The following is a 20,800-nucleotide window of genomic DNA, read 5'->3' as shown; positions in this document are numbered from 1 at the left end:
GCGGCTACGAGGCGGCTGAGGTCGAGGTGCTGCAGGCTGCGGCCGCAATCGGCGTGACGACCGTCCGGACGCCATTGGCGGTTCGTTTTCCGATCACGGCCGGTCTCCTGATTCAGTCTTCAGTGACGCGGATGATCGTCTTGCCGCGTGTACGACTGCCGGGATCGAATGCGGCGGCTGCCTCGGCAAGGGGTCGTACGGTGTCGACGTTCAGCTTGAGTCGGCCGTCCCTTACCCGCGTGGCGAGGTCGGTGAGGCGGATGCGGTCAGGTTCGACGACGAAGAAGACCGCCCGCCCGTCCTTGGGTTGGACCTTGGGCGGCATGGCGATGCTGACGAGTGTGCCGCCCGCGCGGACTACGGCTGCCGAACGGTCGAGGATCTCCCCGCCGATCACGTCGAGCACGACGTCGGCCTGCCCGGCGTCCTCCAGCTCCTCCGTCTGCAGATCCAGGAAGATGTCGGCGCCAAGGGCGAGTACTCTCTCCCGATCCGCGGAGCGGCCGGTGCCAATGACGCGGGCGCCGGCCTCGCGGGCGAGCTGTACCGCGATCGAGCCGACGCCGCCTGCGGCACCGTGGATCAGGACGGTCTGGCCGGTGGTGAGGCGGCCGTGGTCGAATAGGCCTTGCCAGGCAGTCAGTCCGGAGATCGGCAACGCTGCGGCCACGGTGTGGTCGATGTCCGCCGGCAGCGGAGCGAGGTTGCGAGCCTCCACGGCGACGTACTCGGCGAGCGTGCCGTTTCGAGTCCAGTCGCTCGGACCGAACACCCGCTGGCCGACGCTCAGGCCGGTGGTGCCGAACCCTAGCTCGACGACGACGCCTGAGAGCTCGTGCCCGGGTACGCTCGGCGTCCGGTCGCGGCCGGCGCGATCGGTCCACGTGCCCGGCCAATCCAGCTCGCCAGGGGTGAACCCTGCGGCGTGCACCTGCACGATGACGTCATTCTCGGCTGCATGGGGATAGGGCATGTCCGTCAGCGACATGCCTGAAAAACCGGCGTCTCGGTCTCGCACAGTGATGGCTTGCATACAGGTCCCTTACTAGAAGGGGTGACTCAAGCGCTCACCATGAGCTCGGCGACGCGCTCGCCGCCGTGAATGGCCTTGCGCGCGGCAGAGACCTTGCCGCCGCCGTCGGTGATGTAGACGGCGTTTGGGTGCAGGAGTCTTACCAAGCCGACCAGGTCGCCGGCCTCGTAGGCAGCGCGGAAGACCTTGAGGACGCGTTCGCGTTCCGCTTTCGACGCCTGAGGCATGGACTGCTTCTCCTTGATCACCCGCCGTCGTGCCCGCGAGGCGAGCTGCCGGGCGCTTGGCACGGAGACGTCCAGCACTTCGGCGATCTTGCCGAATTCAAAACCGAAGACGTCGTGCAGAACGAAGGCCACCCGCTCCGGCGGGGACAGCTCTTCCATGATCAGGAGCATCGCTGAACTGATGGACTCATCGACGAGTACCGGTTGCGATGCGTCCGGCCCCGTCAGCAGCGGCTCTGGCAGCCACGGTCCGACATAGGTCTCGAGGCGGAAACGCGCACTCTTGAGAATGTCGTACGATCGCCGAGCGGCCACGGTCACCAGCCAGGCCCGCAGATCACTGATGTCCCGCAGGTCTGATCCGGCCGCCCGCAGCCACACATCCTGGGCCACGTCCTCGGCATCGGCCACGCTACCCAGCAGCCGGTAGGCCACACCGCAAACCGCAGGTCGGTGCCTCTCCCACCCGGCTTCCAGCGAGTCCTCTCGCCCAGACCATCCGGTCACGTGCCCGTCACCCATCCAGATCGCTACCTGCTCCAGCTTGCGCATCCAGCGTAGCTATCCAAGCTCGGGATCTTCGCGGACGGCTCCGCCGGCGCGGACGCTCAGACCGATCCGTTCACCCGCTGGTTGCTGCGCCGACTGATCGCCTACCTGTGGAAAGTGCACGGCTGGGTGATCCGCATCGGCCGCGAGGCGTTACGGTTTCTACTCGCCCGCGGCGGTGTCACCTTCCGGCGCACCAGGACCTGGAAGGAGTCCCCGGGACCCCGAACGGGAGACGGAGCTGGACCGCATCGAGCACATCCTGGACCGCTTCCCGGACCGGTGGTTCGCCTTCGGCGAGTTCGGCGCGCTCGGGATCCGGCCCACCACTGGCTCAGGCTGGATCGAGCAAGGACACCCCGAACGGCTGTTTGTCACCAACTACCGCACCCTCGGTGTGCGGTACTTCCACAGCTGCTAGTCGGTGGGTGACGACCGCCTGTGGGGCGTGAACCGACGCAGGGGGGCCGTGAACACGCTGGCCGCGGTGAAATCGTTCCGTGCCGTCCGGCCCGACGGTGCCCTGATCTACGTGCGTACAACCTGTACGCCCGCAAGGGCGCCAACATCCGTTGCTGGGCGAAGAGACACAAGGTCGAGCTGTGCTTCGCCCTGACCTACGCCTCGTGGGTGAACGTGATCGAACCGCACGTCGGACCGCTGCGACAGGTGCCTATCGCCAACTCCCACCACCCTGACGCGGTCGACTACCGTGAGCGGCACGCGGTCGAGTGCGGTATCAACCGTCTCAAAGGGCACTGGGCCCTTGTCGCGGCCATCAACGAGTGGCTGTGACCAGGCGACTCAAGACGGGAAGCACACGCCGTAGGTCGTCGTCGTCCACCGTGGCGGTCGCCGCTTCGCGCGCTGCTGCCGATGCGTTGAACGCCACGCTCAACCCGACGGATGCGCACAGTGGCAGCTCGGAGCGGCTGTCTCCGACTGCCCCGCATGAGCGGGGAACCAGCCCCAGCTCTCGCACCTGCGCGAGGGCGAAATCTCGTTTGTGGTACTCGTCGAAGTGCTGAGCGACTCGGCCTGTGAACCGGCCGCCGGCGATCTCCAGCCGAGGTCCGCTGAACGTGTGGAAACCGAAGCGGTCAGTTAGGTAGCTGCCAACTGGCGAACCAGGCGAGGGTTGCCAGTACGGGCACCAACCCGTCTTGCCAACACCAGGCCACAGTCGCCGTGATGCCTGAGACCAAGGGAAGCCCGTCGAGCCAGCCAGAGACCTGGTCTTCAGAAACCCCCGCCCAGCCCGCGGCATCCAGCTCGGAGACCTGCCGATTGTCGACGGCGCCAGAGGCGTAGGCATCCTCGGCCTTGGCCAACTCCTCCCGATGGCCAAGGAAGCCAGCCAGAAAGACCGAGGAACTTGTACCTGGGACGAGGGTGCCATCGACATCGAAGAACACGGCGCCCACATGATCGGGTGAGAACACCAGCCAAGGGTGCCGCTACCTCGTGAGACGGCAGGGGCGCCCGCGCCTACTTCCGATACACCTCCATCCGGCAGGGGTCAGGCGAACCAGATACCCGGGTGGCTGGGATCAATGACGTCGGCATACTTTACGCGCTGCTTGATGAACCGATCGACGGCAGGGCAATAGATCGTGACCTTCTGCTGCTTCTCCCGCAGGTCGTCAAGGACCGCCTGGATGAGGATCTGGGACAGGCCCCGGCCACGATAGGCCTCATCGATCTCTGTGTGGCCCAACACTCGACGCTGCCCGACGATGCGGTATGACATCGTCCCCGCCTGTGCCCCGTCTACATAGAGCGCATATTGACAAGCCTCCGGATCGTCAACGACCCGGACACACTGTGCGCTGTCGTCGAACAAGACATCGGACATGACGTCACCCCTTCACACGGACACCTCACCCCCCGTCCGCGCCACGGCATGCTGGACCAACCGGCACGCCGACTCAAGACGGGTCTATATAGTCCACTATCCAGTCTGGTGGCGACACTTCGCAACCGAGTGATCCGCAGCTGCGCGAGCGCTTACCTACGGCCCGCTCCAGATCTCGTTGGACCCGCCTCTGATCAGCGATCGAAACCGATCTCGAGCACGCCCAACCATGCCGGTAGAGCGGGTTCAGCCCTCAGGACACTCCAAGGTTGGCGCTCGATGGACGCCCCGTCGCATGTGTGGGACCGCGTCCTGGCCAACCGCTGACGAGTATGTGCAGACCCCGGGACGAGGCGACCCGAACGGATTGCGGCCAGAGAACTGTAGGTTGAAGGCGCTCGGTGATGTGCTGATGGTTAACACTGGCGAAACCCTTCATGCAGCTGTGACCTCGGCCGGTCTACGGTCACGTCCGTTTCCGCTGGTCGCGAAGGGATTCTTCGAGAGAGCAGCCAGTGCGGCGCCATCGCCGTGAAAGTTGCGCGCAGTCTGTGCAGGCTCTTATTCTCTGGACTAAGTAGTCCTCTTTTCTCGACGTTGCAAGCAGGAGATTCAGGTGGGGAAGCGTGTCGACGTCAAAGACCTGTCCGTCTACTACGGAGCGTTCCTTGCCGTTGCCGACGTGAACTTGTCGATCGAAGCCTGCAGCGTCACCGCGTTCATAGGCCCGTCGGGGACAGGCAAGTCGACAGTCCTGCGGACGCTGAACCGCCTTCACGAGACGACACCCGGTGGACGTGTGGAAGGGGCCGTGCTCCTCGATGGCGACAACATCTACGCCTCCACAACAGACCCCGTCCAGGTGAGGCGTACGGTCGGGATGGTCTTCCAACGGCCCAATCCCTTTCCGACCATGTCGATATACGGCAACGTTGCTGCTGGCGTCAGGCTCAACAACCGACGCATGCCTAGATCAGAACTCGACGGCGTCGTCGAGGAATCACTGCGTGCGGCGAATCTCTGGGACGAAGTCAAAGACCGCCTGGATCGTCCCGGTACCGGGCTCTCGGGGGGCCAGCAGCAGCGATTGTCCATCGCCCGGGCCATAGCAGTTGAGCCCGAGGTGCTGCTGATGGATGAGCCAGCTTCGTCGCTTGACCCGATCTCGACGCTCGCCATCGAGGACCTCGTCCGAAACCTCAAGCAGCAGTACACCATCGTGATCGTCACCCACAACATGCAGCAAGCAGCACGTGTCAGTGACAGGACGGCCTTCTTTGACCTGGAACAGGTGGGGCAGCCGGGCCGGCTGGTCGAAGTGGACGACACCGAAAAGATCTTCTCCAACCCGAGCCATCCGCGCACGGAAGCCTACGTCTCGGGCCGTTTTGGGTAGCTGCTTCCATGGCCCGGCCTCGGCCAAGTGCAGTGAACGTGTCGTCGCTGTTATCGAAAGTGAGGGTCCCGCCCGGGGGTGACCGCTCCTGGCGGTGGCTTCCTGCTTCCACATGTCGTACGCGAGCCAGAAGACCTGCGACACCAGGCACAGAATGTACGGCGACCACAACCGCGCACACCTGCTTGTGCACTGCCTGCCGAAGGCCGCCGTCCAAGCTGATGAACCGCCTCGGGATCGCATCCGCGGTCCTGGTCGCCTTGGCATGCGCCCAGGAACATGTTCCTCAGTACCTGCTGGTCTAGCCGTTGCAGGATCGTGTGTATTCGATGAGGTGCGTGCCGCACTCGACATGCGCCGCGGTTCCGACCGCATATTGCACCACATGATCCGCTGCTCGGCGCGGTCCGGAGTGAGGACCTTGTTCAGAACTACCTACGAGTTGGACGCCGGATCACTATCGTCCCGCTCGATGCTGGTCTCCTTGGTACATCCCAACACCAGACCTCGTCGTAGGCCATGCGGCCCGCAATTGGTGACAGAGGCACGGTGGCGGCTCCTCCCCGCCACCATAATCGAGATGCCCAACAGTGGATCCCTCCACGCCAGTGGTAGCGGTGTCCTGCTGAGGGGTGCAGTGCATCGACCAGCCTCCAGGTCAGCCGACACACGAGTGCCAACTGCGCCGACCATGCCTCGGGCACGGAACTCGATCGACGAGGAAGGCCTGTTGGGCTTCTGCCTCCATCGCGCAGGAAACTGTCGCGCCTGAGGGCGCGTACCTCACCGCAGTTGCAGCAAAGCTGCCCATCGTCCACGAAGGGCGCTGATCCCGCATAGATGAGCTGTAGATCAAAGCTGCAATATTATTCACGGAGAAACAACGGGCTGATCAACCCTGCGCTGACCTGCGCTTGCAAGGTGCATCAGTCCAGCGTCTAGCTGGGTCTGAAGGTTGTGCCCGGACAGGAATTCGGAGGACATCGTGAGCAATACCAACTCTACGGCGCAAGAGAATGCCCAAACGGCGCTGTTCGAGGCCATCGCGTCTCAGGCACGACAGCAGGAGGGGCACAAGGATCATGGAGCGGTTGCCGCATCCTTGAAGGACCTGGCAGAAGCGTTTGCCTGGGCTGCGAACCAGCACGAGCACCCGAGCGATCAGTGAAGTTGCCAGCACTTGAATGGTCGATCTCTCGCGCTGAGCATGGCACGGAGCGACGCCTGTCACACCCGTTCGAACGTAGGAGACGCGATGCCTGAAGGCACAGACGGCGATGAGTGGGGAGAGCCAACTCCAGATGTGGTCCTCCACACCGGCACGGAACAGTTGCCCGACCCAGAAGATGTAGTACTGGCATCTGGTCACGACATTACGCCAGAGAGGGTTGAACAGGCACGCCGCCTCCTCAACGAGGAGGGCGCTGCCGGTGTGGAAAAGTTGCTCCCTTGAAAGAGCACCGCTACTGAACTTGATCGGGTGATGTCGGTGCCGTTCGCCTGACAGCTGGCTGTCGGCACCGATAGCCGTTGGGTGTGAGGTATGCGCAGGGCGGCGGGCTGACCGACGCCGAGAGGATCACGCGGGAGCGGTTACGGCTCCAGGCCCTGGAGCGTTTCGAGGGCAGGCAGAAGAACGCGGAGATCGCCGCTGCCCTGCGGATCAGCCTGCGGTCGGTCGAGCGGTGGCGCCGGGCCTGGCGCGAGGGCGGCGAGGCGGGAGTCCTGTCGAAGGGGTCGCCGGGAAGACCTCGACTCAGTGAAGCCCAGATCGCCACGCTGGAGCAGGAGTTGGAGCGTGGTCCACTGGCTCACGGCTGGGCGGACCAGCGGTGGACCCTGGCAAGGATCAAGACGCTGATCGGCCGGCTCTTCCACATCTCCTACACGGTCGAGGGCACTTGGCGGCTACTGAAGCGCCACGGCTGGAGCTGGCAGCAGCCCACTCGACGGGCGATCGAGCGCGATGACGACGCGGTCGAGGTGTGGAAGAAGGAGACCTGGCCGCGGGTAAGAGCACCGCGGCGGAGACCAACGCCTGGATCGTCTTCGAGGACGAGGCCGGGCAGTCGATGACTCCGCCGCGCGCCAGGACCTGGGGCCGGATCGGCCAGACCCCGGTCGTGAGGGTGAGAGGCCGGGGCGCGTGTCGATGGCGGGGATGGCCTGCTACAAGCCGGGCCAGCGGTCCCGGCTGATCTACGCGATCCGCGAGTACCGGGGCCGCAAGGACGAGCCGAAGGGCTTTGGCTGGCGCGACTTCCGCGACCTGATCGTCCGCGCTCGCATCCAGCTCGGCGGACCGATCGTGCTGGTCTGGGACAACATCCGTCTGCACCTGACGGCCGGCATGCGCGAGTTCATCGACGCGAACGCCGAGTGGCTCACCGTGTTCCAGCTGCCCACCTATGCCCCGGACCTCAACCCGACCGAGGGCGTCTGGTCGCTGGTCAAGCGGGACATCGGCAACCTCGCCGTGGCCGACCTCGGCCAGATCACCCGCGCCATGAAGCGCAAACTGAAGATGCTGCAGTACCGACCGGAGGCCATCGACGGCTGCCTCGCCAGCACCGACCTGGCTCTGCGAACCTCATCCTGAAGCGATCAGTTGGCCACGCTGAACCACCCCGGCTGCACCTCGGTCAGAAGCGGTTGCAGGGACCGCACTGCGGCCTGCAGGTCCTGATCCGTGACGTCAAGAGGCTCCGGCAGGCTCTGCCCGTACCAGCGCAGCCGCCAAAGGTCGAAGACTTCGCTCCCGTCGGCTGCGAAGTCCACATCGACTTCAGCGCCGTTGTCGCACTCGAAGCGGCACCCTGCCCCATGAACCGAGTAGGAGTAGGTGCCGACGTGGCCACTCCGGCTGATCCGGCGCGAACGGGCCAGGCCGAGGAAATCTGCCAGTCGCTCCAGCGAGGGAATCGCCACCCTCATGGCCTCGTTGATCGCGTTTAGATCGTGGACGTAGCCGAGCACAAGGTCCCGTGCAGCCCCAACACGCTCCATACGGCGTCATCCCCCCTGAGCCCGTGGCTGATGGGATTGTTCCATGAGGCCGCCTGCATCTCCGCAGGATGGCATTCTGAAACGATCAGTAAGACGGTGTCTCACGTGGCGATCTTGTCCGCTGCAGGGCCATAGGCGCTCAAAGTGGGGCTAGCCTGTCAGGCTGGCCAGCTGAGCTGGCCCTCCACGATGGCCGGGAGAGACGTGGGCATTTCGTCGGTGACCCAGGCGAACTCCAGGGCTGCCAGCGTGGCTCCTCGGTCCGTCCACACGAGGATTTCGCCGACGTAGGCGCCGGACGGGTCATGGACTTGCGCGTCCACGGGCACGAGCGCTTCTGGCAGTGCTGCATGCTCGTAAGGTTTCCGGACCTGCAGGTCGACGCTCACGGAGTCAGACCCCCAGGTGGCGATCACCTCGGTGCGGTCCAGCTGACTCCGGAGTTGCGACGCGCCAACGAACTCCGCGGACAGGATGTGCTCGAGCACTGCGCGCTCGTCGGCGTTCAACGGGCGCGGGTCGATGGAAAGAGGAGCCATGCGCCCATTTTGAGGTGGCGGGGGCAACCAGCCCAACGCCTACCCCGACCGTCGCCGGGGACCGAACCGGACGATCTGTGCGACCGGCACCATGGCGGTGGCTGGCGCGCCATCGGGGTTGTTCTCGTCGGGCAAGGAGCACTCGGGCCACGGTTCGTCACTCGGCCACAGCAGTGGCCGACCAATCGAACTGCTCCGGCAGTCCGGTTCTGCCCGCTCGGGATGGAGTATGACTGCGTCGCGTACGTGGCGAGCAAGTTCCGGAAGCGCGGTGAGTATCGCTTCGAGTGTCGGTCCGCGGGTGCGGGTCATCATGCCTTCCGGTCAGTCGGCCGTGGATCGCTCGCAGCGTATCCAGTGCCGTGCAAGGCGTACGCCTGCTTTTCGTACCTGGTCGCTACGGCCAGGAAGCCTTTGAGTGCCCGGATGGTTCGCTCGTGAGGGATGCAGCGTGACGCCGCCTGCTGAGCTGGAGTGAAGCGTTGTGTGGCAACTGTGGCCTTCTGTGACGTCTGGGTCCGCCGCCTGGTCGCCGTACACACCTGCGACCGTGTCCCTACCCGCAGGGGAGCCTCTCCGGCCCATCGCCAGGCGGCGGACGTAAGACACGACGAAGCCCTAACCGCGTCCCCCCGGACGGGACGGGCTTCGTCGTGCGTCTGTGGTGCCACTGTGGGCACATTTGCACGCGAAAAGCGTCACAGGTCTCTGACCTGCAGTCAAGCGATGGCGATCAATGCGCCCTTGGCCTGACGTGAACGGTCAAACTAGGCCTTACCGTGCCACAGGAAGACCGCCGTGCAGTGCAGTCCTAGACTGCACCGTCACACCGGAGGCCTCCGCTGTGATCAACCCTGTGAATGTCAACAACGCTCGTGATCAATGCACGTAGTACGGCGGCATCCCGGAACTCAGGTTTCTCCCAATGGGATTGCCAGTGAGGCCACGCCGCTCATGTCGAGCCATACCGCGTCCCTCGTGCGCGTCGTGCGCAGCATGACGTTCCCGCACTGCTGGCAACGCGCGACGAGGCCCGGTGCATGCTTGTACAGGTGAAGGCGAGCCAGGGGGCCCGTGCAACCGCAGTTGGCGCATCGGCTCATCGCGGCAGTCACATCAACTGCGAAGACTTCCGACAGGGGCCCTGCCAGCGCGTTTCCATCGACATACCCGGTATAGGCATCGCCCATGTTTGGGCCGCTGGCCTCTACGGGCGCCATCTCAACCTCCACTGTCGCCGAAACGCTCGGTACGTACTCGCTCAGGTGCATGTCCCAGGAGCACCAGGTAGGCAGCAGTCTTCTCGACGAACGCCGTGGGACCGCAGACATAGCAGGTTGGCTCGAAGTCGGGGGGCCAGCCACTGCGGACCAAGTCCTCAGGGGCGATGCGTCCAGGGGGACGCGGTGAGTCCGCAGGTGCCTCTCTGCTGTAGAGGTACGTCGTATCCAGCCCGGGGGCTCCCTGGCGGAGCTCCGACCGGTACAGCAGGTCTGATGGGCGCCGCGCCGCATACAACAACCGGAACGGGGCCCGGCTGCCGGCTGCCTCCCGTGCACGGACCATACACATCAGAGGCACGAGTCCAGATCCGCCCGCCACCAACAGAACCGGCTCCGTCTGCTGCTGTCTCCAGACGAACCAGCCGCCGACAGGCCCTCGCAGCTCGAGCTGGTCCCCGACCACGAGCTCGTCCACGAGATACGGTGACACTTCCCCGCCGGGCGTGCACTGGACCGTTAGGTCGAGGCTCCGGTCATTCGCAGCCGATGCGATCGAGTAGCTGCGCTGGGTGCTGTAGCCGTCTTCTGCGGTCAGCCTGACGTCCACGTGCTGGCCGGCCAGGTGCCCTGGCCAGTCCGGCACATCCAGTGTCAAGGTGACAGCCGTCGCCGACTCCACGCGCCGACCCGTTACCTCTGCGGTCCGCCATCGGAGCCGGTCGCCTAGTCTCCCTGGTACCGCTGTTCTTTCCATGGGTCTCCGTAGTTGTGGTAACCGGCGGTCTCCCAGAAGCCGGGCACGTCGCTCTCCTGCAGCTCGATCTTGTGGACCCACTTTGCTGACTTCCACAGGTACAGGTGCGGGACCAGCAGCCGAGCGGGTCCACCATGCTCCGGCGCCAGGTCGCTGTCCCCGTAACCGTAGACAATCCACGCTTTGCCATCGACGAGGTCGGCGAGAGGAATGTTGGTGGTGTAGCCCCCGTATGAGGTGACGAAGACGTGCTCTGCGGCCGTCTCCACGTCCGCGAGCAGAACGTCAAGGGACACGCCTCGCCACTCGGTGCCCAGCTTCGACCACTTCGTTACACAGTGCAGGTCGACGGTCGGGGACTCCGCTGGGAGTGCCATTAGCCCGGCCCAGTCCCACACATGCTGCTTCCCGGCTTCCGTAGTTACAGACAGCTTCCAGTCGTCGTGCCGGATGCGGGGGGTGGGCCCGGCAGACAGCACCGGGAAGCCGGTCGTCTCGTATTGTCCGGGCGGCAGCTTCGTGCCCGCCGGGGGCCTTCGGCCGTGGAACCCGCGCGAGATGAACGCCATGGTCGCCGTCCTTTTTCGTCCAGTGCGGCCCTTGCGGGCCTCCTTGGAGGTGAGCGCCGGGGTGAGGCGACTTCTTACGTGCTACGCCCCAGAAGGTGAACTCCTGGCCGAGCAGCCTCGGCTGTCTGGTGGGCGAGGTCGCTGAGCTCGGGTCCGGCAATGCGATAACGCGGCCCCGACGGATGACCTCATCCATGGCGATCCGCGCCAGCCGTTCATGCAACCGCAGCCCGGCCTCCTCGTGTCGCGGCTCGCGACCGTCTCCGAGCGCATCTACACGGGCGGCGAAATCCGGGTCGAGTTGTCTCCGATCCTTGGCGGGCCCTGAAACCGGAGCGATGTCGCTAGGTCCGGCATGAGCTATGCGTTCATTCTGGGGTTCAGCGGACGGGGTTTCCGAGGTATGTCGACGCGTACCTCGCGCGCAGCGTGGGCGTGTTCTTCGTACTACGGTGCTTGTCTGGTGAGCGACCCCCCTCCCAGCGGTGGGCGGTCATGTTGTGCGCAGCCCAGGTGCGTATTGCGCAAGTAGCCACCGTAGCTGCCGGCGTCCCCTGTGGATGCGCGACATCACAGTGCCCAGGGGAGTCCCCATGGTTTCGGCGATCTCGCGATAGGACAGGCCTTCGATGTCAGCGAGGTATACAGCGAGGCGGCGCGGAGGGGGAATCTGACGGAAGGCTGCTTTGAGGTCGGGATTCACGATGCGCTCCAGTGCATCTGCTTCGGCTGACTTCAGCGCTCCGGAAGCGTAGGCGCCGAGACGCGCCAGTTGCGTGTCTTCAACGTCGGACGAAAAGCACAGGCGCGGCCTGCGCTGCTTCTTGCGATGGGTGGAAATGTGTTGGTTGAACATGATTCTCTTCATCCAGGCTCCGCAGTTCGTGCCCGGCTGGAACTGGTCGAATGACGCGTATGCACGCGCGAACGTATCCTGGACCAAGTCCTCTGCATCTGCTGCGTGGCGAGTCATGCGCCAGGCAGCGGCGTAGAGGTTACGGCGATGCGGGAGAGCTTCCTCCTCGAATCTCACACGGCGTTGGGCGGGGCTCTCCCGCTGGCTGCTGATGCCCGGATTCGGCGGGAGATGGATCTTTGTCACAGTAGCTGCCTCTCTTCGCGCTCAAACAGGCCGACCACGGCTGGTGTCAGCCGCTTCGTTTGTCTGGGTGCAGCGGCGGATCCGATTCGACCTCAACACTTGCCGGAGCTCCTTGACGTGCGTGGCCCAACAACTGCTGTCAGGCTGGGGCGGCCGGATGCCCTCCGCTTTCTGGGGCGGGCGGTTCGACTCGAGCCCGCCTCTGGCCTGTTGAGGGGGCGGGCAGTTACTTAGAAGTCCTCTTGGGTGCCAAGCACCACGTGGACAGCCGCCTTCTCGCGGAGGCGACACCGATGTCGAGGCCGACGTCCCACGCCCAGTGGTCGTCGTCGTATCGTTCGGCGGGACAGTCCGTGTCGCAGCCGGGGAAGCTTCCCACGCGCTGGCGCCGAACCTGGTCGTCGATGAGATCCCCGTCCGTACCAATCGTGTCGTCGCCGGTCTTCCCTCGTCCGGTGTACCGGCTTCCAGCACCTTGCGCTTGAGCCAATGCACAAGGTCCCCGTGGGACGCGCTCTCCCCCGCAGTGACGCCTGGGTCGTTGCCCGGGAGAGAGTCATTGGTGGGTGAGTAGCCCTGGTCCAAGACGTCCTCCCCCAGCTCATCGATGTCGTACTCTCGTGTGCGTGCAGGAGTTGAAGGAGCACAGACCGCCGTAAGCCCGGAAATCGTCTGGTGAACTCATCAGGGCCTCCATACCATCGGAGTTCCGCGGCATCTCGGTGTTGGTGCCTCGACGACGGCGCAGCAGAACAAGTCCATTTAAGCGACCTGATGTCGACGAGGCGTCTATCCGGCATAGTCGCCTGGGCGGCCGGCCACCAGCTGGAGCCGAACAGCGACGAAGTCCCTTGGGCCGTCTTGCCGCGCTCCTACCTCCCTGACCTGCCCGAGTTGCCTATGGGCGGGATCAATCGGCGGCTCGTATCCCGAGTTCTCCTCGATGGACCGGTCGACCACGCGTAGTGATCACCGCTCTCTTTGGCAGAGAGGTTGTTGAGAAAGAAACGAATCAGTAGCTTGAGCCGACCGCGGTGTTCCTCCCCAATGGGTCGCATGGGTGGGCGCGCACTGCGAGCCGGCTGTCTCGTAGACAAGCATGCCTGCGGCCTGGTCGTCGTTAGCGTAACTCGTAGAAACTCGCGTCGGGATGGCCCGCCATTTTGACGCGACCGTCATCTGCTCGGGCTCGTTTCTCCACTTATCAGGGTTGTCTCACTTCTCGGTTGCACAGCTGGGCGCCGTTGCTGAATGAGCGCGCGTACGCGTTTGTCTCGGAAGAATGGTCGGAGACGGTGGTGTGCACCTACGGGCTCCGGGCCATGTCTGGGCTGCTCCGGGGCGGCACTCGGAACAAGGGAATGCGCCGTAGCCAGGGCGGGTTAGGTGCGTTTTACAGGGCACCCCCGGCACTGGCACATGAAGACATCTGGTAAGGAGTTCGTGGCCGAGGGAGCTAACGGTGGACGAGTCAGCGGTTCGACGCCACAGAGTCAAGGCCTCTCTCTAGCTGCCGCGATCGGGCGGAAAGACAGGCCTTGTCGGACGGAAACCGGTCTGGCATCGGACGGCCTCAGCCGATTCCGGCCTTACAGAAGGGTGAAAATAACGTGTTACCGGCAAAAGAGCGTGCTGTCTTGGCAGGCGGATGCTTCTGGGGCATGCAGGAGCTGTTCAACGGGTTTCCGGGTGTCGAGGCCACCCGTGTCGGCTATACCGGCGGAGAGGTGGTGGAGCCGACGTATCGAAACCACGGGAACCATGCGGAAGCGGTCGAGGTCACCTACGATCCATCTTCGACGGACTACCGCGGCATCCTGGAATTCTTCTTCCAAATCCACGACCCCACCACGTTGAACTGTCAGGGTGACGACATTGGTTTGACCTTCAGGTCCGCCATCTTCTACCTGGACGAGGTGCAGCGACGCATCGCAGCCGCTGTGATCACGGACACCGACGCGTCTGGATTATGGCCGGGGAAGCTGGTTACGGAGGTTGTTCCGTCCGGGACGTTCTGGGAGGCGGAACCTGAACATCAGAACTATCTCCAGCGCCATCCGGACGCGCCCATGAGTCAGTACGTCCGGAAAAGCTGGCAGCTGCCTCGAACACCGGCCTGACCCGTCTGGGCTTCCCGGAGGGTATCGCCGCCGGTGCGGCGGCTGGCGTGTGCAACTTCAGGCCCGGTCAGTTCAGGACCTCGTACTGGTCCTATTCAGCCCGTCCTGAGCTGCACCGATCTCGACGGCTTTGTTGAGCGTGGGGATGGACCTGACGTCGCACTCTTCGGGGTTAAGGGCTCTCGTCGACGGTCAGCAGGACGATCGTGAGCCCGCTCTCAAAACGGGTGCTCGACGAGCAGAGCAGAGAGTGCTCGGGCGGCCCCGGCGTACCGTCCTCTGTCCCTTGCGCAGGTGAGCTGCCCTTCGACACGGGCGAGATGCAGCTTGCCGAGGTCACTGCGTTGCCGGCCCGGGCACGTCTTCCGAGCACGGAGAAAGCTACGCGTTCGCGCTTCATGAGGCCCTCGATCGGAAGGTCCGCCGTGGACGCCAGGTCGCCGGTGGCGCACACCTCGCGATCGGGTCCAGAGCGTCCGGTTGGATGTGCTGCAGACGGTCCCCGTCGCCGAAGCGTACGGGGCTGTCACTCCACTCCCCAGAGTCTGTGTAAACCCGTAGGCATAAGGCGCGTGGAGTCTCCGGCCGGCGGCGGGCCTTCGTCCCTACGTACCCCGCCAGTTTCGAGAGGCTCCCAGGCCTACCCGCCCTAAGCATCCCTGAAGCCAGTGCGGCGCACTGCCACAGATGGCCAGCCCTTGCCTCGACCTCGTGTCAACTTTGACAGCTTAACCGTCCACAAAGCGCTATTTTTCCCAAAGAGCACTGTCGGTCGGCCAAGTTTCTGGACCAAATGGTCCTTACTTGATCGAAGTCGCGACCTGCATGTTAGACAGCGGGCTGCCGCGTTCATAGGCAGTGGGCTGCATACTGACAGGGGCTTACGGACGAACGCGTCTTCTTGCCATCGCACCCTCAGTCGCCTGTCGAGGACAGCAAGGCCCAGCAGGCAAGGAGAGGTCGCGACGCACTCCTCTAGGACGCCGCGCACGGGCTACTCGATGCATTGCTTCCCGGACGGCTTCAGCGCCCTCCGGTGCCCTCTTCAGACGGACTGCCGCCTTCAGCGGGCAGGGCATAGGCCTTGACTTGGCCGATCGCCATGTCGAGGGCGATTCTCATGGGTTTGACGTCTCGAGCCGTCTGCGCAAGGAGGTACCCGCCCTGAAGGGCGGCCATGAGGCCGGTGGCAAGCTCTCCGGCGTTGGCGTCGGCACGGAGGACCCCTGAGTCCTTCATCCGCACGAGCCCAGCTGCGAGCATCCCTTCCCAGGTATCGAAGTACCGCGCGATCGCCTTGCGGACCTCTTCGTCCTGATCGGTCAGCTCGCTTGCAAGGGATCCGAGCGGGCATCCGTACGCGCCATTTCGGAGCGCGTTGTGTTCGACCACGGCGTCACGCCAGCGCTCCAGCCCGCGGAGGGAGTTGAGCCGCCGCAGTAGCTGGTGCTGGCGTTCGAGCAATTCTGCTGCCTGCAACGCGACCACGTCCCGCACCAACGCATCCTTGTCGGGGTAGTGACGGTAGAGCTGGGATTTACTCGTTCCGCTGGCCGCTCTGACCTCGTCGAGAGTCGTCGAAGACACGCCCTTGACGTACATCATGTCGGCGGCGGCCCTCAAAATGCGCTCTCGAGTCGCCCGTCCGCGCTCAGTCAGCCGGGAGCCATTGTTGTCGCTCGCCTGTTCCGCCACATCGGCCAGATTACCTGCGCAAAGGCTAGCAGGATTCAGAGTGGACCACAAGGTCCTTTTCCGACTAAGTAGCCCGGCTCTCGACGCATCCGAACTGCAGCCACCACCCAGGGCCTCACCGTGCCGGCAAGCCCACGAACGGAGAGCGCCCACTCGACACGACAGCCGAGCGGCAACCGTGCCGGTTGCCCGACGAACACCCGAAGCTGCACAAACTCGAAGCAGACGTCCTGACCAGGCCACATAGACATGGACGGACTGGCCCCCAGGAGACGTCATGATCTGAGGGCGAAGTCAATGACGAGGCCGCATGGCGTACTGGACCCCGGGCCGGGAGGGTCGGTGCACCCCCGGCCCGGGGCGGCTCAGGAAGGCATTGGACTGTAGGTCAACCGATGGTGACCAGCGTCCCGGCGCCGTTCGGGTAGGCGACATAGCCGGTGGCGGGCTTGTCACCAGGTACGCCCGTCCACGAGGCGGTGAGCGTGACTGGGACGCCCGGGGTGGTCGGCGAATGGACCGGGGAAACCGTGAAGGTGCCGGGTGCGGTCGGGCCCCCCGGAGTGACCAGGTTTGGCTGGAAGGTGAAGGGCGTGCTCGTGGTGCCCGGCGCGTTCCCGAGTGTGACCACGATGGCGACATAGTTGCCCGGCTTGAGGGTGTTCAGGCTGACCAGCGGCCGCTTCTGGTCGAGGGCGATGTCGCCGACCAAAACCAGTTGCTGGCCGTCACCCGGGTTGTAGGCGATCAGCAAGGTCAGCTTGGCGTCGGGGCTGTCCGGCGTCACAAAGAACTGCCCGGCCCTGGTGCCCTCTGGGACGGCGAACGCGAAGTCCTGCTCGCTGTTGTCCGGGAAGGACACGGATCCCTTGGCCGAAGGGCCGACGATAGGACCGATCGCCTGGGGCGCAAAGTCGGCGGTGCCCGGCGTGACGGAGAAGGTCGTGCTGCCGCTGCCGGCGGGACCGCTCACTGCGTTCGGTGCGACCACGCTCCATGGAGTAATGGCAATGGGGCTCCGCACCTCAGTACGCGCGTGCGTCCATACCAGCGAGCCCGTGGTCAACTCGCCCGAGGGCGCAGTGGTCTGCGTGAAGGTGATGGTGAACTTCGCTGTCTTCCCGGCCTTGTTGAAGGTCAGAGTGGACGGTCGGACCGTGGCCTTCATTCCCGGCACGTCGACGGTGGCGCGGTAGGTGCCGGGGGCCGTCGCGGTGACCTCGCGGGTGATGGTCTGCGACCCGACCAGCTGGCCGACCGATATGGACGGGTAGTTGAGATCGCTCGGGTCGACGGCCTTCACGCCGGTTTTGGTGTCGACGCCCAGGCCCTCCAGGTAGGCCAGCCAGTCCTGCTCCGATGAGTCGTAGACCAGGCCGGGGTTGAGCATGTCGGAGGGGCTCACCTCACCGGCCCCTTGCGCGTACACGTCCGTGTTGTCGGCGCCCGATGCGGTCTTGGTGTCCACCGCGGTGGTCATCATCGCGGACTTGACCGCCATAGGCGACCAGGCGGGGTGCTGCGCGAGGTACAGCGCGGCAAGGCCTGAGATGTGCGGCGTCGCCATCGAGGTACCGCTGAGGAAGTCGAAGGCGTGGCCGGAGTTGGAAGGGGGCGCTATGGCGGCGAGGATGCCGACGCCCGGAGCGGCGATGTCGGGCTTGAGCAGGTCGCCCTTGTTCGTCACGGAGGGGCCGCGTGAGGAGAACGGTGCGATCTGCGGGTAGGGCTGGCCTGTCGTGCCACCCGGGACCAGGCTGGCCGTGGCTCCCTGCGTTGCGGCGTACGAGTGTATGGCCGCGGTGTCTGGGACGTTCAGGTGCACGGTCGGAATGGTGTGCAGATCGGCGTCGGTCTCCAGGTCGGAGGTGTTGACCAACACCATGCCCACGCCGCCGGCTCGGGCGACCTCGGCGGACTTGGCAACCCGAGGGTTGACCCCGCGGTCGCAGACAACGATTGTTCCCGTCACCTTCGCCGGGTCCAGGGAGTTGTCCATGCACAGCTGTGCGTCGGAGATGGCGGCGTTCGCGTTTCTCACGTTCTCGGCGAGCACCAGGGGCTTCGGGCCCACCGTGGCCTCGACCGTGGTGCTGGAGCCGACGAAGCTGCGGCCATTGCCGAGTTGCACCGTAGCCTCGTACGGCTGGATGGTGCTGGCGGCCACCGTCGTCGTCCAGGGTGCGACGTTGTCGAGACTGGATGGGTCCGGGCCGGAGTTGCCGGCGGCTGTGGAGACGAAGATGCCTGCGGCGGCCGCTGTTCGGAAGGCCGCCTGAACCGGACTGTCGGGGCCGGTCTCGAAGATCGACCCCGCTGAGTAGTTGAGCACGTCCACGCCGTCGGCAACCGCCTGGTCGACAGCGGCAACGATGTCAGAGGTCAGGGCCCCGGAGTCGTTGGCGGACTTGCCCGTCCAGAATGCCTTGTAGACGGCGATGGCCGCACCTGGCGCGACGCCGGAGATTTTGCCGAAGTCCCGGTTACCCACGATGACGTCGACGCCGGCCTTTCCAGCGGTTGTTGAAGCGGTGTGTGAGCCGTGGCCTTCGCCGTCTCGTGGGGATATGTAGTCGGCTCGGCGCTCCGGCGGGACGATCGACGTCCATCCGTCGCCAAAGTATCGGGCACTGATCACCTTGCTGTTGCAGGCGCTTGCAGTGAACTGCTCGCCTGTCTGACAGGTTCCGGTGAATGTGCTGCCGTCGGCCTTGTGCATCACGGTCGTGGTGCCCTGCAGGTAGGGGCGGTACGGGTCCTTCGTCTTCGGGACGGTGGTGCTCAGCGGCGAGGCGGCAAACGAGGGGCTCTCTGGCCAGATTCCAGTGTCGATGTCGCCGATCACCACGCCCTTGCCTGCGTTCGCGGTGCCGCCGAGCGACGCCCACAGGCCGTGCTTCCCGGAAAGACCGAGGAAATCGGTGGAGTTCGTGTCATTATTGGTCTTGTTCCACGTGTCCGGGGTGACCGACACGACTCCGGGCTCACGGGTCAGCTCGATCGCCTGAGCGGCGGACAGGGTGGCGGTGAAACCGTTCGTGGCGACGGCGTAGCGGTCCTTGACCTTGGCGCCGACAGTGGCCGCGACACCGTTCTGCTTCCGAGTCAAGTGGTCGCGGTAGCGCCGCGCATTGGCCCCGCCTACGTTCACTTTTGCGCCCTTGATCGGCGCGGTGGCGGCAATGCCGTCAACACCGCCCTGATAGGCCACGATGGGTTGGTCGGCAAGAGTGACGAGGTATCGGCCGGCCGCCATGTTGGACTTGGTCGGGACGGGAACAGGAGCCGCGGCGGCCGCGGCCGACTGCATGGTCGCGGACAGGGTGGTTGCGGCGACGAGGGAGATCGCCGCGAGTACTGCGGATCTGCCGCGTGTCGTGGGGGCCAACTCGGGGTCCTCCAAGAGGGGGAGGGGCCAGAGCTTGTGCTGTTCCGGCCCGTACGGCGGGGAAGCGCGAGCACAGGAGCGGGACGCACTCGGGGAGCGAAGCTGACGCCTCGAACTCAATGTGTTCGCGACAATGAAGTGAACGATGTGCCACGGGGTGTCGTCCAGAGGCACGGGTGGCGTCCTCTAGCCAATGGCCGAGGACGCCACGATGTGCCGTCTGCGGTCTCCTTCTAGCAAAAACCTAAGGACGAGGAGTGAGGCCGTGCTGGGCGCTCTGGGGATTAGCGACTTCGACGAGCGGATATATCGCGCCCTACTCGCACACGGCGAGATGACGGCACAGGAAACGGCCGGGCGGGCCGCCGTCTCACCAGGCGGTGCACGCCGTACGCTCGCCCGGCTCGCCGAACTCGGCCTGGTGCGGGGCACGACCCGGGCCCGTTACCAACCCGTGCGGCCCGAGGAGGCGTTGACAGCACTGCTGAACAGACGTCGGCTGGAGGCCGAGTCCGCCTTCGACAAGGTGCGCACGGCAGTGGAGGACCTCAGACAGGAGTACCGCGCCGGGCGACTGCGCAACAACCCAGGCAACCTCGTCGAGGTACTCAGCGGACAGGACATCGTCATGGAACGCATGGACGAGCTCAGGCGAACGATCAGCACGCATCTGTGGGTTCTTGACAAACCTCCCTACGTCGAACGGGTCGACGGCGCCCCTCACAGTAACGAAGAGGAGAAGGCCCAAACCGCGGAGTGGCTACGGCGCGGTATAGAGGTGCGCTCCGTCTACTGCCCCGAAGCGATGGAGCGTCCCGGGAGGTTCGACACCGTCCTTGAACTGACCGAACTCGGCGAGAAGGCACGGTTGCTGGCGAAGCTCCCGTTCAAGCTCCATATCATCGACCGGAAGGTCGCCCTCGTCCCGTTGATCGGTGGCGGTTACGACGGCCTCGCCGTCGTGCGCCCCTCAGGACTTCTGGACGCGCTCATCGAGCTCTTCGAGGCGTACTGGGCCCGCGCCAAACCGATCCGTCCGGCCACCCCTTCGCTCGACGACGGCCCCAGCCGGGAAGAGGTTCTTCTGCTGTCCATGCTCAAAGCAGGGCTCAAGGATCAGACCATTGCACGCCAGCTGGGCTGGAGCCCCCGCACCGCCAGTCGGAAGGTCGCCGCACTGATGACCCGCCTCGGCGCCGACACCCGCTTCCAGGCAGGCGCAGAAGCGACAGCACGCGGCTGGATCTAAGACGTCATCTCATTTGGTGAGTCTGCGGTAGCAGATGAGGGTGCAGGCGATGCTGGTGAAGGCCAGGAAGTGCTCGGATTTGCGTTCGTAGCGGC

15 protein-coding genes and 4 pseudogenes are annotated in these 20,800 nt (G+C 64.9%); 7 read left to right on the top strand and 12 right to left on the bottom strand.

Annotated elements, in window-relative coordinates; all coding sequences use genetic code 11:
- Window positions 1-112: 112 nt before the first annotated feature.
- Window positions 113-1,033, bottom strand: a complete 921-nt coding sequence (locus ADL25_RS35360; RefSeq protein ID WP_059131998.1) for an NADP-dependent oxidoreductase — start codon at window positions 1,031-1,033, stop codon at window positions 113-115.
- Between the two features lie 35 nt (window positions 1,034-1,068).
- Window positions 1,069-1,782 (bottom strand): annotated as a pseudogene (locus ADL25_RS35355) (sigma-70 family RNA polymerase sigma factor); the annotation flags it as partial.
- Between the two features lie 96 nt (window positions 1,783-1,878).
- On the opposite strand from ADL25_RS35355, the pseudogene ADL25_RS35350 reads away from it, so the two are divergent.
- Window positions 1,879-2,604, top strand: a pseudogene (locus tag ADL25_RS35350) (IS630 family transposase); the annotation flags it as partial.
- Here ADL25_RS35350 and ADL25_RS35345 read toward each other — a convergent pair.
- Together ADL25_RS35345 and ADL25_RS35340 are read right to left on the bottom strand one after the other, a co-directional pair.
- Window positions 2,588-3,251, bottom strand: a pseudogene (locus tag ADL25_RS35345) (HAD family hydrolase). The pseudogenes ADL25_RS35350 and ADL25_RS35345 overlap by 17 nt on opposite strands.
- A gap of 77 nt (window positions 3,252-3,328) precedes the next feature.
- Window positions 3,329-3,664, bottom strand: coding sequence for a GNAT family N-acetyltransferase (locus tag ADL25_RS35340; protein ID WP_059131997.1), 336 nt, complete (start codon window positions 3,662-3,664; stop codon window positions 3,329-3,331).
- 616 nt (window positions 3,665-4,280) lie between these two features.
- On the opposite strand from ADL25_RS35340, the gene pstB reads away from it, so the two are divergent.
- The 4 genes and pseudogenes from pstB (at window position 4,281) to ADL25_RS52350 (ending at window position 7,659) form a co-directional block, all read left to right on the top strand.
- Window positions 4,281-5,060, top strand: coding sequence for a phosphate ABC transporter ATP-binding protein PstB (pstB, locus tag ADL25_RS35335; protein ID WP_059131996.1), 780 nt, complete (start codon window positions 4,281-4,283; stop codon window positions 5,058-5,060).
- 985 nt (window positions 5,061-6,045) lie between these two features.
- Window positions 6,046-6,228 carry a hypothetical protein gene (locus ADL25_RS49340; RefSeq protein ID WP_159045074.1) on the top strand — a complete coding sequence of 61 codons (183 nt, stop codon included), beginning with the start codon at window positions 6,046-6,048 and terminating at the stop codon, window positions 6,226-6,228.
- An 87-nt stretch (window positions 6,229-6,315) separates the two neighbouring features.
- Window positions 6,316-6,513, top strand: coding sequence for a hypothetical protein (locus ADL25_RS46960; protein ID WP_079050786.1), 198 nt, complete (start codon window positions 6,316-6,318; stop codon window positions 6,511-6,513).
- Between the two features lie 83 nt (window positions 6,514-6,596).
- Window positions 6,597-7,659: pseudogene (locus ADL25_RS52350) on the top strand (IS630 family transposase).
- Between the two features lie 5 nt (window positions 7,660-7,664).
- On the opposite strand, the gene ADL25_RS35320 reads toward ADL25_RS52350, so the two are convergent.
- From ADL25_RS35320 to ADL25_RS46945, 6 genes are all read right to left on the bottom strand, one after another.
- Window positions 7,665-8,066: a DUF6896 domain-containing protein gene (locus ADL25_RS35320; RefSeq protein WP_059131993.1), complete on the bottom strand. Its 402-nt coding sequence runs from the start codon at window positions 8,064-8,066 to the stop codon at window positions 7,665-7,667.
- 158 nt (window positions 8,067-8,224) lie between these two features.
- The gene (locus tag ADL25_RS35315; RefSeq protein WP_159045073.1) at window positions 8,225-8,605 is read right to left on the bottom strand and encodes a hypothetical protein; all 381 of its coding nucleotides are present in this window, start codon (window positions 8,603-8,605) and stop codon (window positions 8,225-8,227) included.
- Window positions 8,606-9,516: 911 nt separating this feature from the next.
- Window positions 9,517-9,795, bottom strand: a complete 279-nt coding sequence (locus ADL25_RS51025; protein WP_079050792.1) for a DUF6510 family protein — start codon at window positions 9,793-9,795, stop codon at window positions 9,517-9,519.
- 31 nt (window positions 9,796-9,826) lie between these two features.
- Entirely contained in the window at window positions 9,827-10,582 is a 756-nt protein-coding gene (locus ADL25_RS35310; protein WP_059131991.1) for a ferredoxin reductase, read from the bottom strand.
- Window positions 10,552-11,151, bottom strand: a complete 600-nt coding sequence (locus tag ADL25_RS35305; protein WP_059131990.1) for a molybdopterin-dependent oxidoreductase — start codon at window positions 11,149-11,151, stop codon at window positions 10,552-10,554. Before ADL25_RS35305 ends, ADL25_RS35310 begins: the two co-directional genes overlap by 31 nt.
- Window positions 11,152-11,644: 493 nt before the next feature.
- Window positions 11,645-12,253: a sigma-70 family RNA polymerase sigma factor gene (locus ADL25_RS46945; RefSeq protein ID WP_199839265.1), complete on the bottom strand. Its 609-nt coding sequence runs from the start codon at window positions 12,251-12,253 to the stop codon at window positions 11,645-11,647.
- A 1,610-nt stretch (window positions 12,254-13,863) separates the two neighbouring features.
- Between ADL25_RS46945 and msrA the strand changes: the two genes are divergently transcribed.
- Entirely contained in the window at window positions 13,864-14,373 is a 510-nt protein-coding gene (msrA, locus tag ADL25_RS35300) for a peptide-methionine (S)-S-oxide reductase MsrA (protein WP_079050784.1), read from the top strand.
- A 1,023-nt stretch (window positions 14,374-15,396) separates the two neighbouring features.
- Here the strand turns inward: msrA and ADL25_RS35290 are convergent.
- Window positions 15,397-16,068: a TetR/AcrR family transcriptional regulator gene (locus ADL25_RS35290; RefSeq protein ID WP_059131987.1), complete on the bottom strand. Its 672-nt coding sequence runs from the start codon at window positions 16,066-16,068 to the stop codon at window positions 15,397-15,399.
- Window positions 16,069-16,456: 388 nt separating this feature from the next.
- The gene (locus ADL25_RS35285; RefSeq protein WP_059132010.1) at window positions 16,457-19,456 is read right to left on the bottom strand and encodes a S8 family serine peptidase; all 3,000 of its coding nucleotides are present in this window, start codon (window positions 19,454-19,456) and stop codon (window positions 16,457-16,459) included.
- Window positions 19,457-19,721: 265 nt separating this feature from the next.
- On the opposite strand from ADL25_RS35285, the gene ADL25_RS35280 reads away from it, so the two are divergent.
- Window positions 19,722-20,705 (top strand): helix-turn-helix domain-containing protein, encoded by a 984-nt coding sequence (locus tag ADL25_RS35280; protein ID WP_059131986.1) that lies wholly within the window; start codon window positions 19,722-19,724, stop codon window positions 20,703-20,705.
- The last annotated feature ends 95 nt before the right edge of the window (window positions 20,706-20,800 follow it).

It is taken from the genome of Streptomyces sp. NRRL F-5122 (assembly GCF_001507435.1).
GTDB lineage: Bacteria > Actinomycetota > Actinomycetes > Streptomycetales > Streptomycetaceae > Streptomyces > Streptomyces lannensis.
The sequence above is the reverse complement of the archived record's forward strand: the minus strand, read 5'-3'. Positions and strand labels throughout refer to the sequence as shown.

Bases quoted from the DNA above. Each gene is read 5' to 3' on its own strand.
- ADL25_RS35315 (WP_159045073.1), bottom strand. From the start codon at position 8,605: ATGGCTCCTCTTTCCATCGACCCGCGCCCGTTGAACGCCGACGAGCGC.
- ADL25_RS35320 (WP_059131993.1), bottom strand. From the start codon at position 8,066: ATGGAGCGTGTTGGGGCTGCACGGGACCTTGTGCTCGGCTACGTCCAC.
- ADL25_RS46960 (WP_079050786.1), top strand. From the start codon at position 6,316: ATGCCTGAAGGCACAGACGGCGATGAGTGGGGAGAGCCAACTCCAGAT.
- ADL25_RS35360 (WP_059131998.1), bottom strand. From the start codon at position 1,033: ATGCAAGCCATCACTGTGCGAGACCGAGACGCCGGTTTTTCAGGCATG.
- ADL25_RS35305 (WP_059131990.1), bottom strand. From the start codon at position 11,151: ATGGCGTTCATCTCGCGCGGGTTCCACGGCCGAAGGCCCCCGGCGGGC.
- ADL25_RS51025 (WP_079050792.1), bottom strand. From the start codon at position 9,795: ATGGGCGATGCCTATACCGGGTATGTCGATGGAAACGCGCTGGCAGGG.
- ADL25_RS35340 (WP_059131997.1), bottom strand. From the start codon at position 3,664: ATGTCCGATGTCTTGTTCGACGACAGCGCACAGTGTGTCCGGGTCGTT.
- ADL25_RS35310 (WP_059131991.1), bottom strand. From the start codon at position 10,582: ATGGAAAGAACAGCGGTACCAGGGAGACTAGGCGACCGGCTCCGATGG.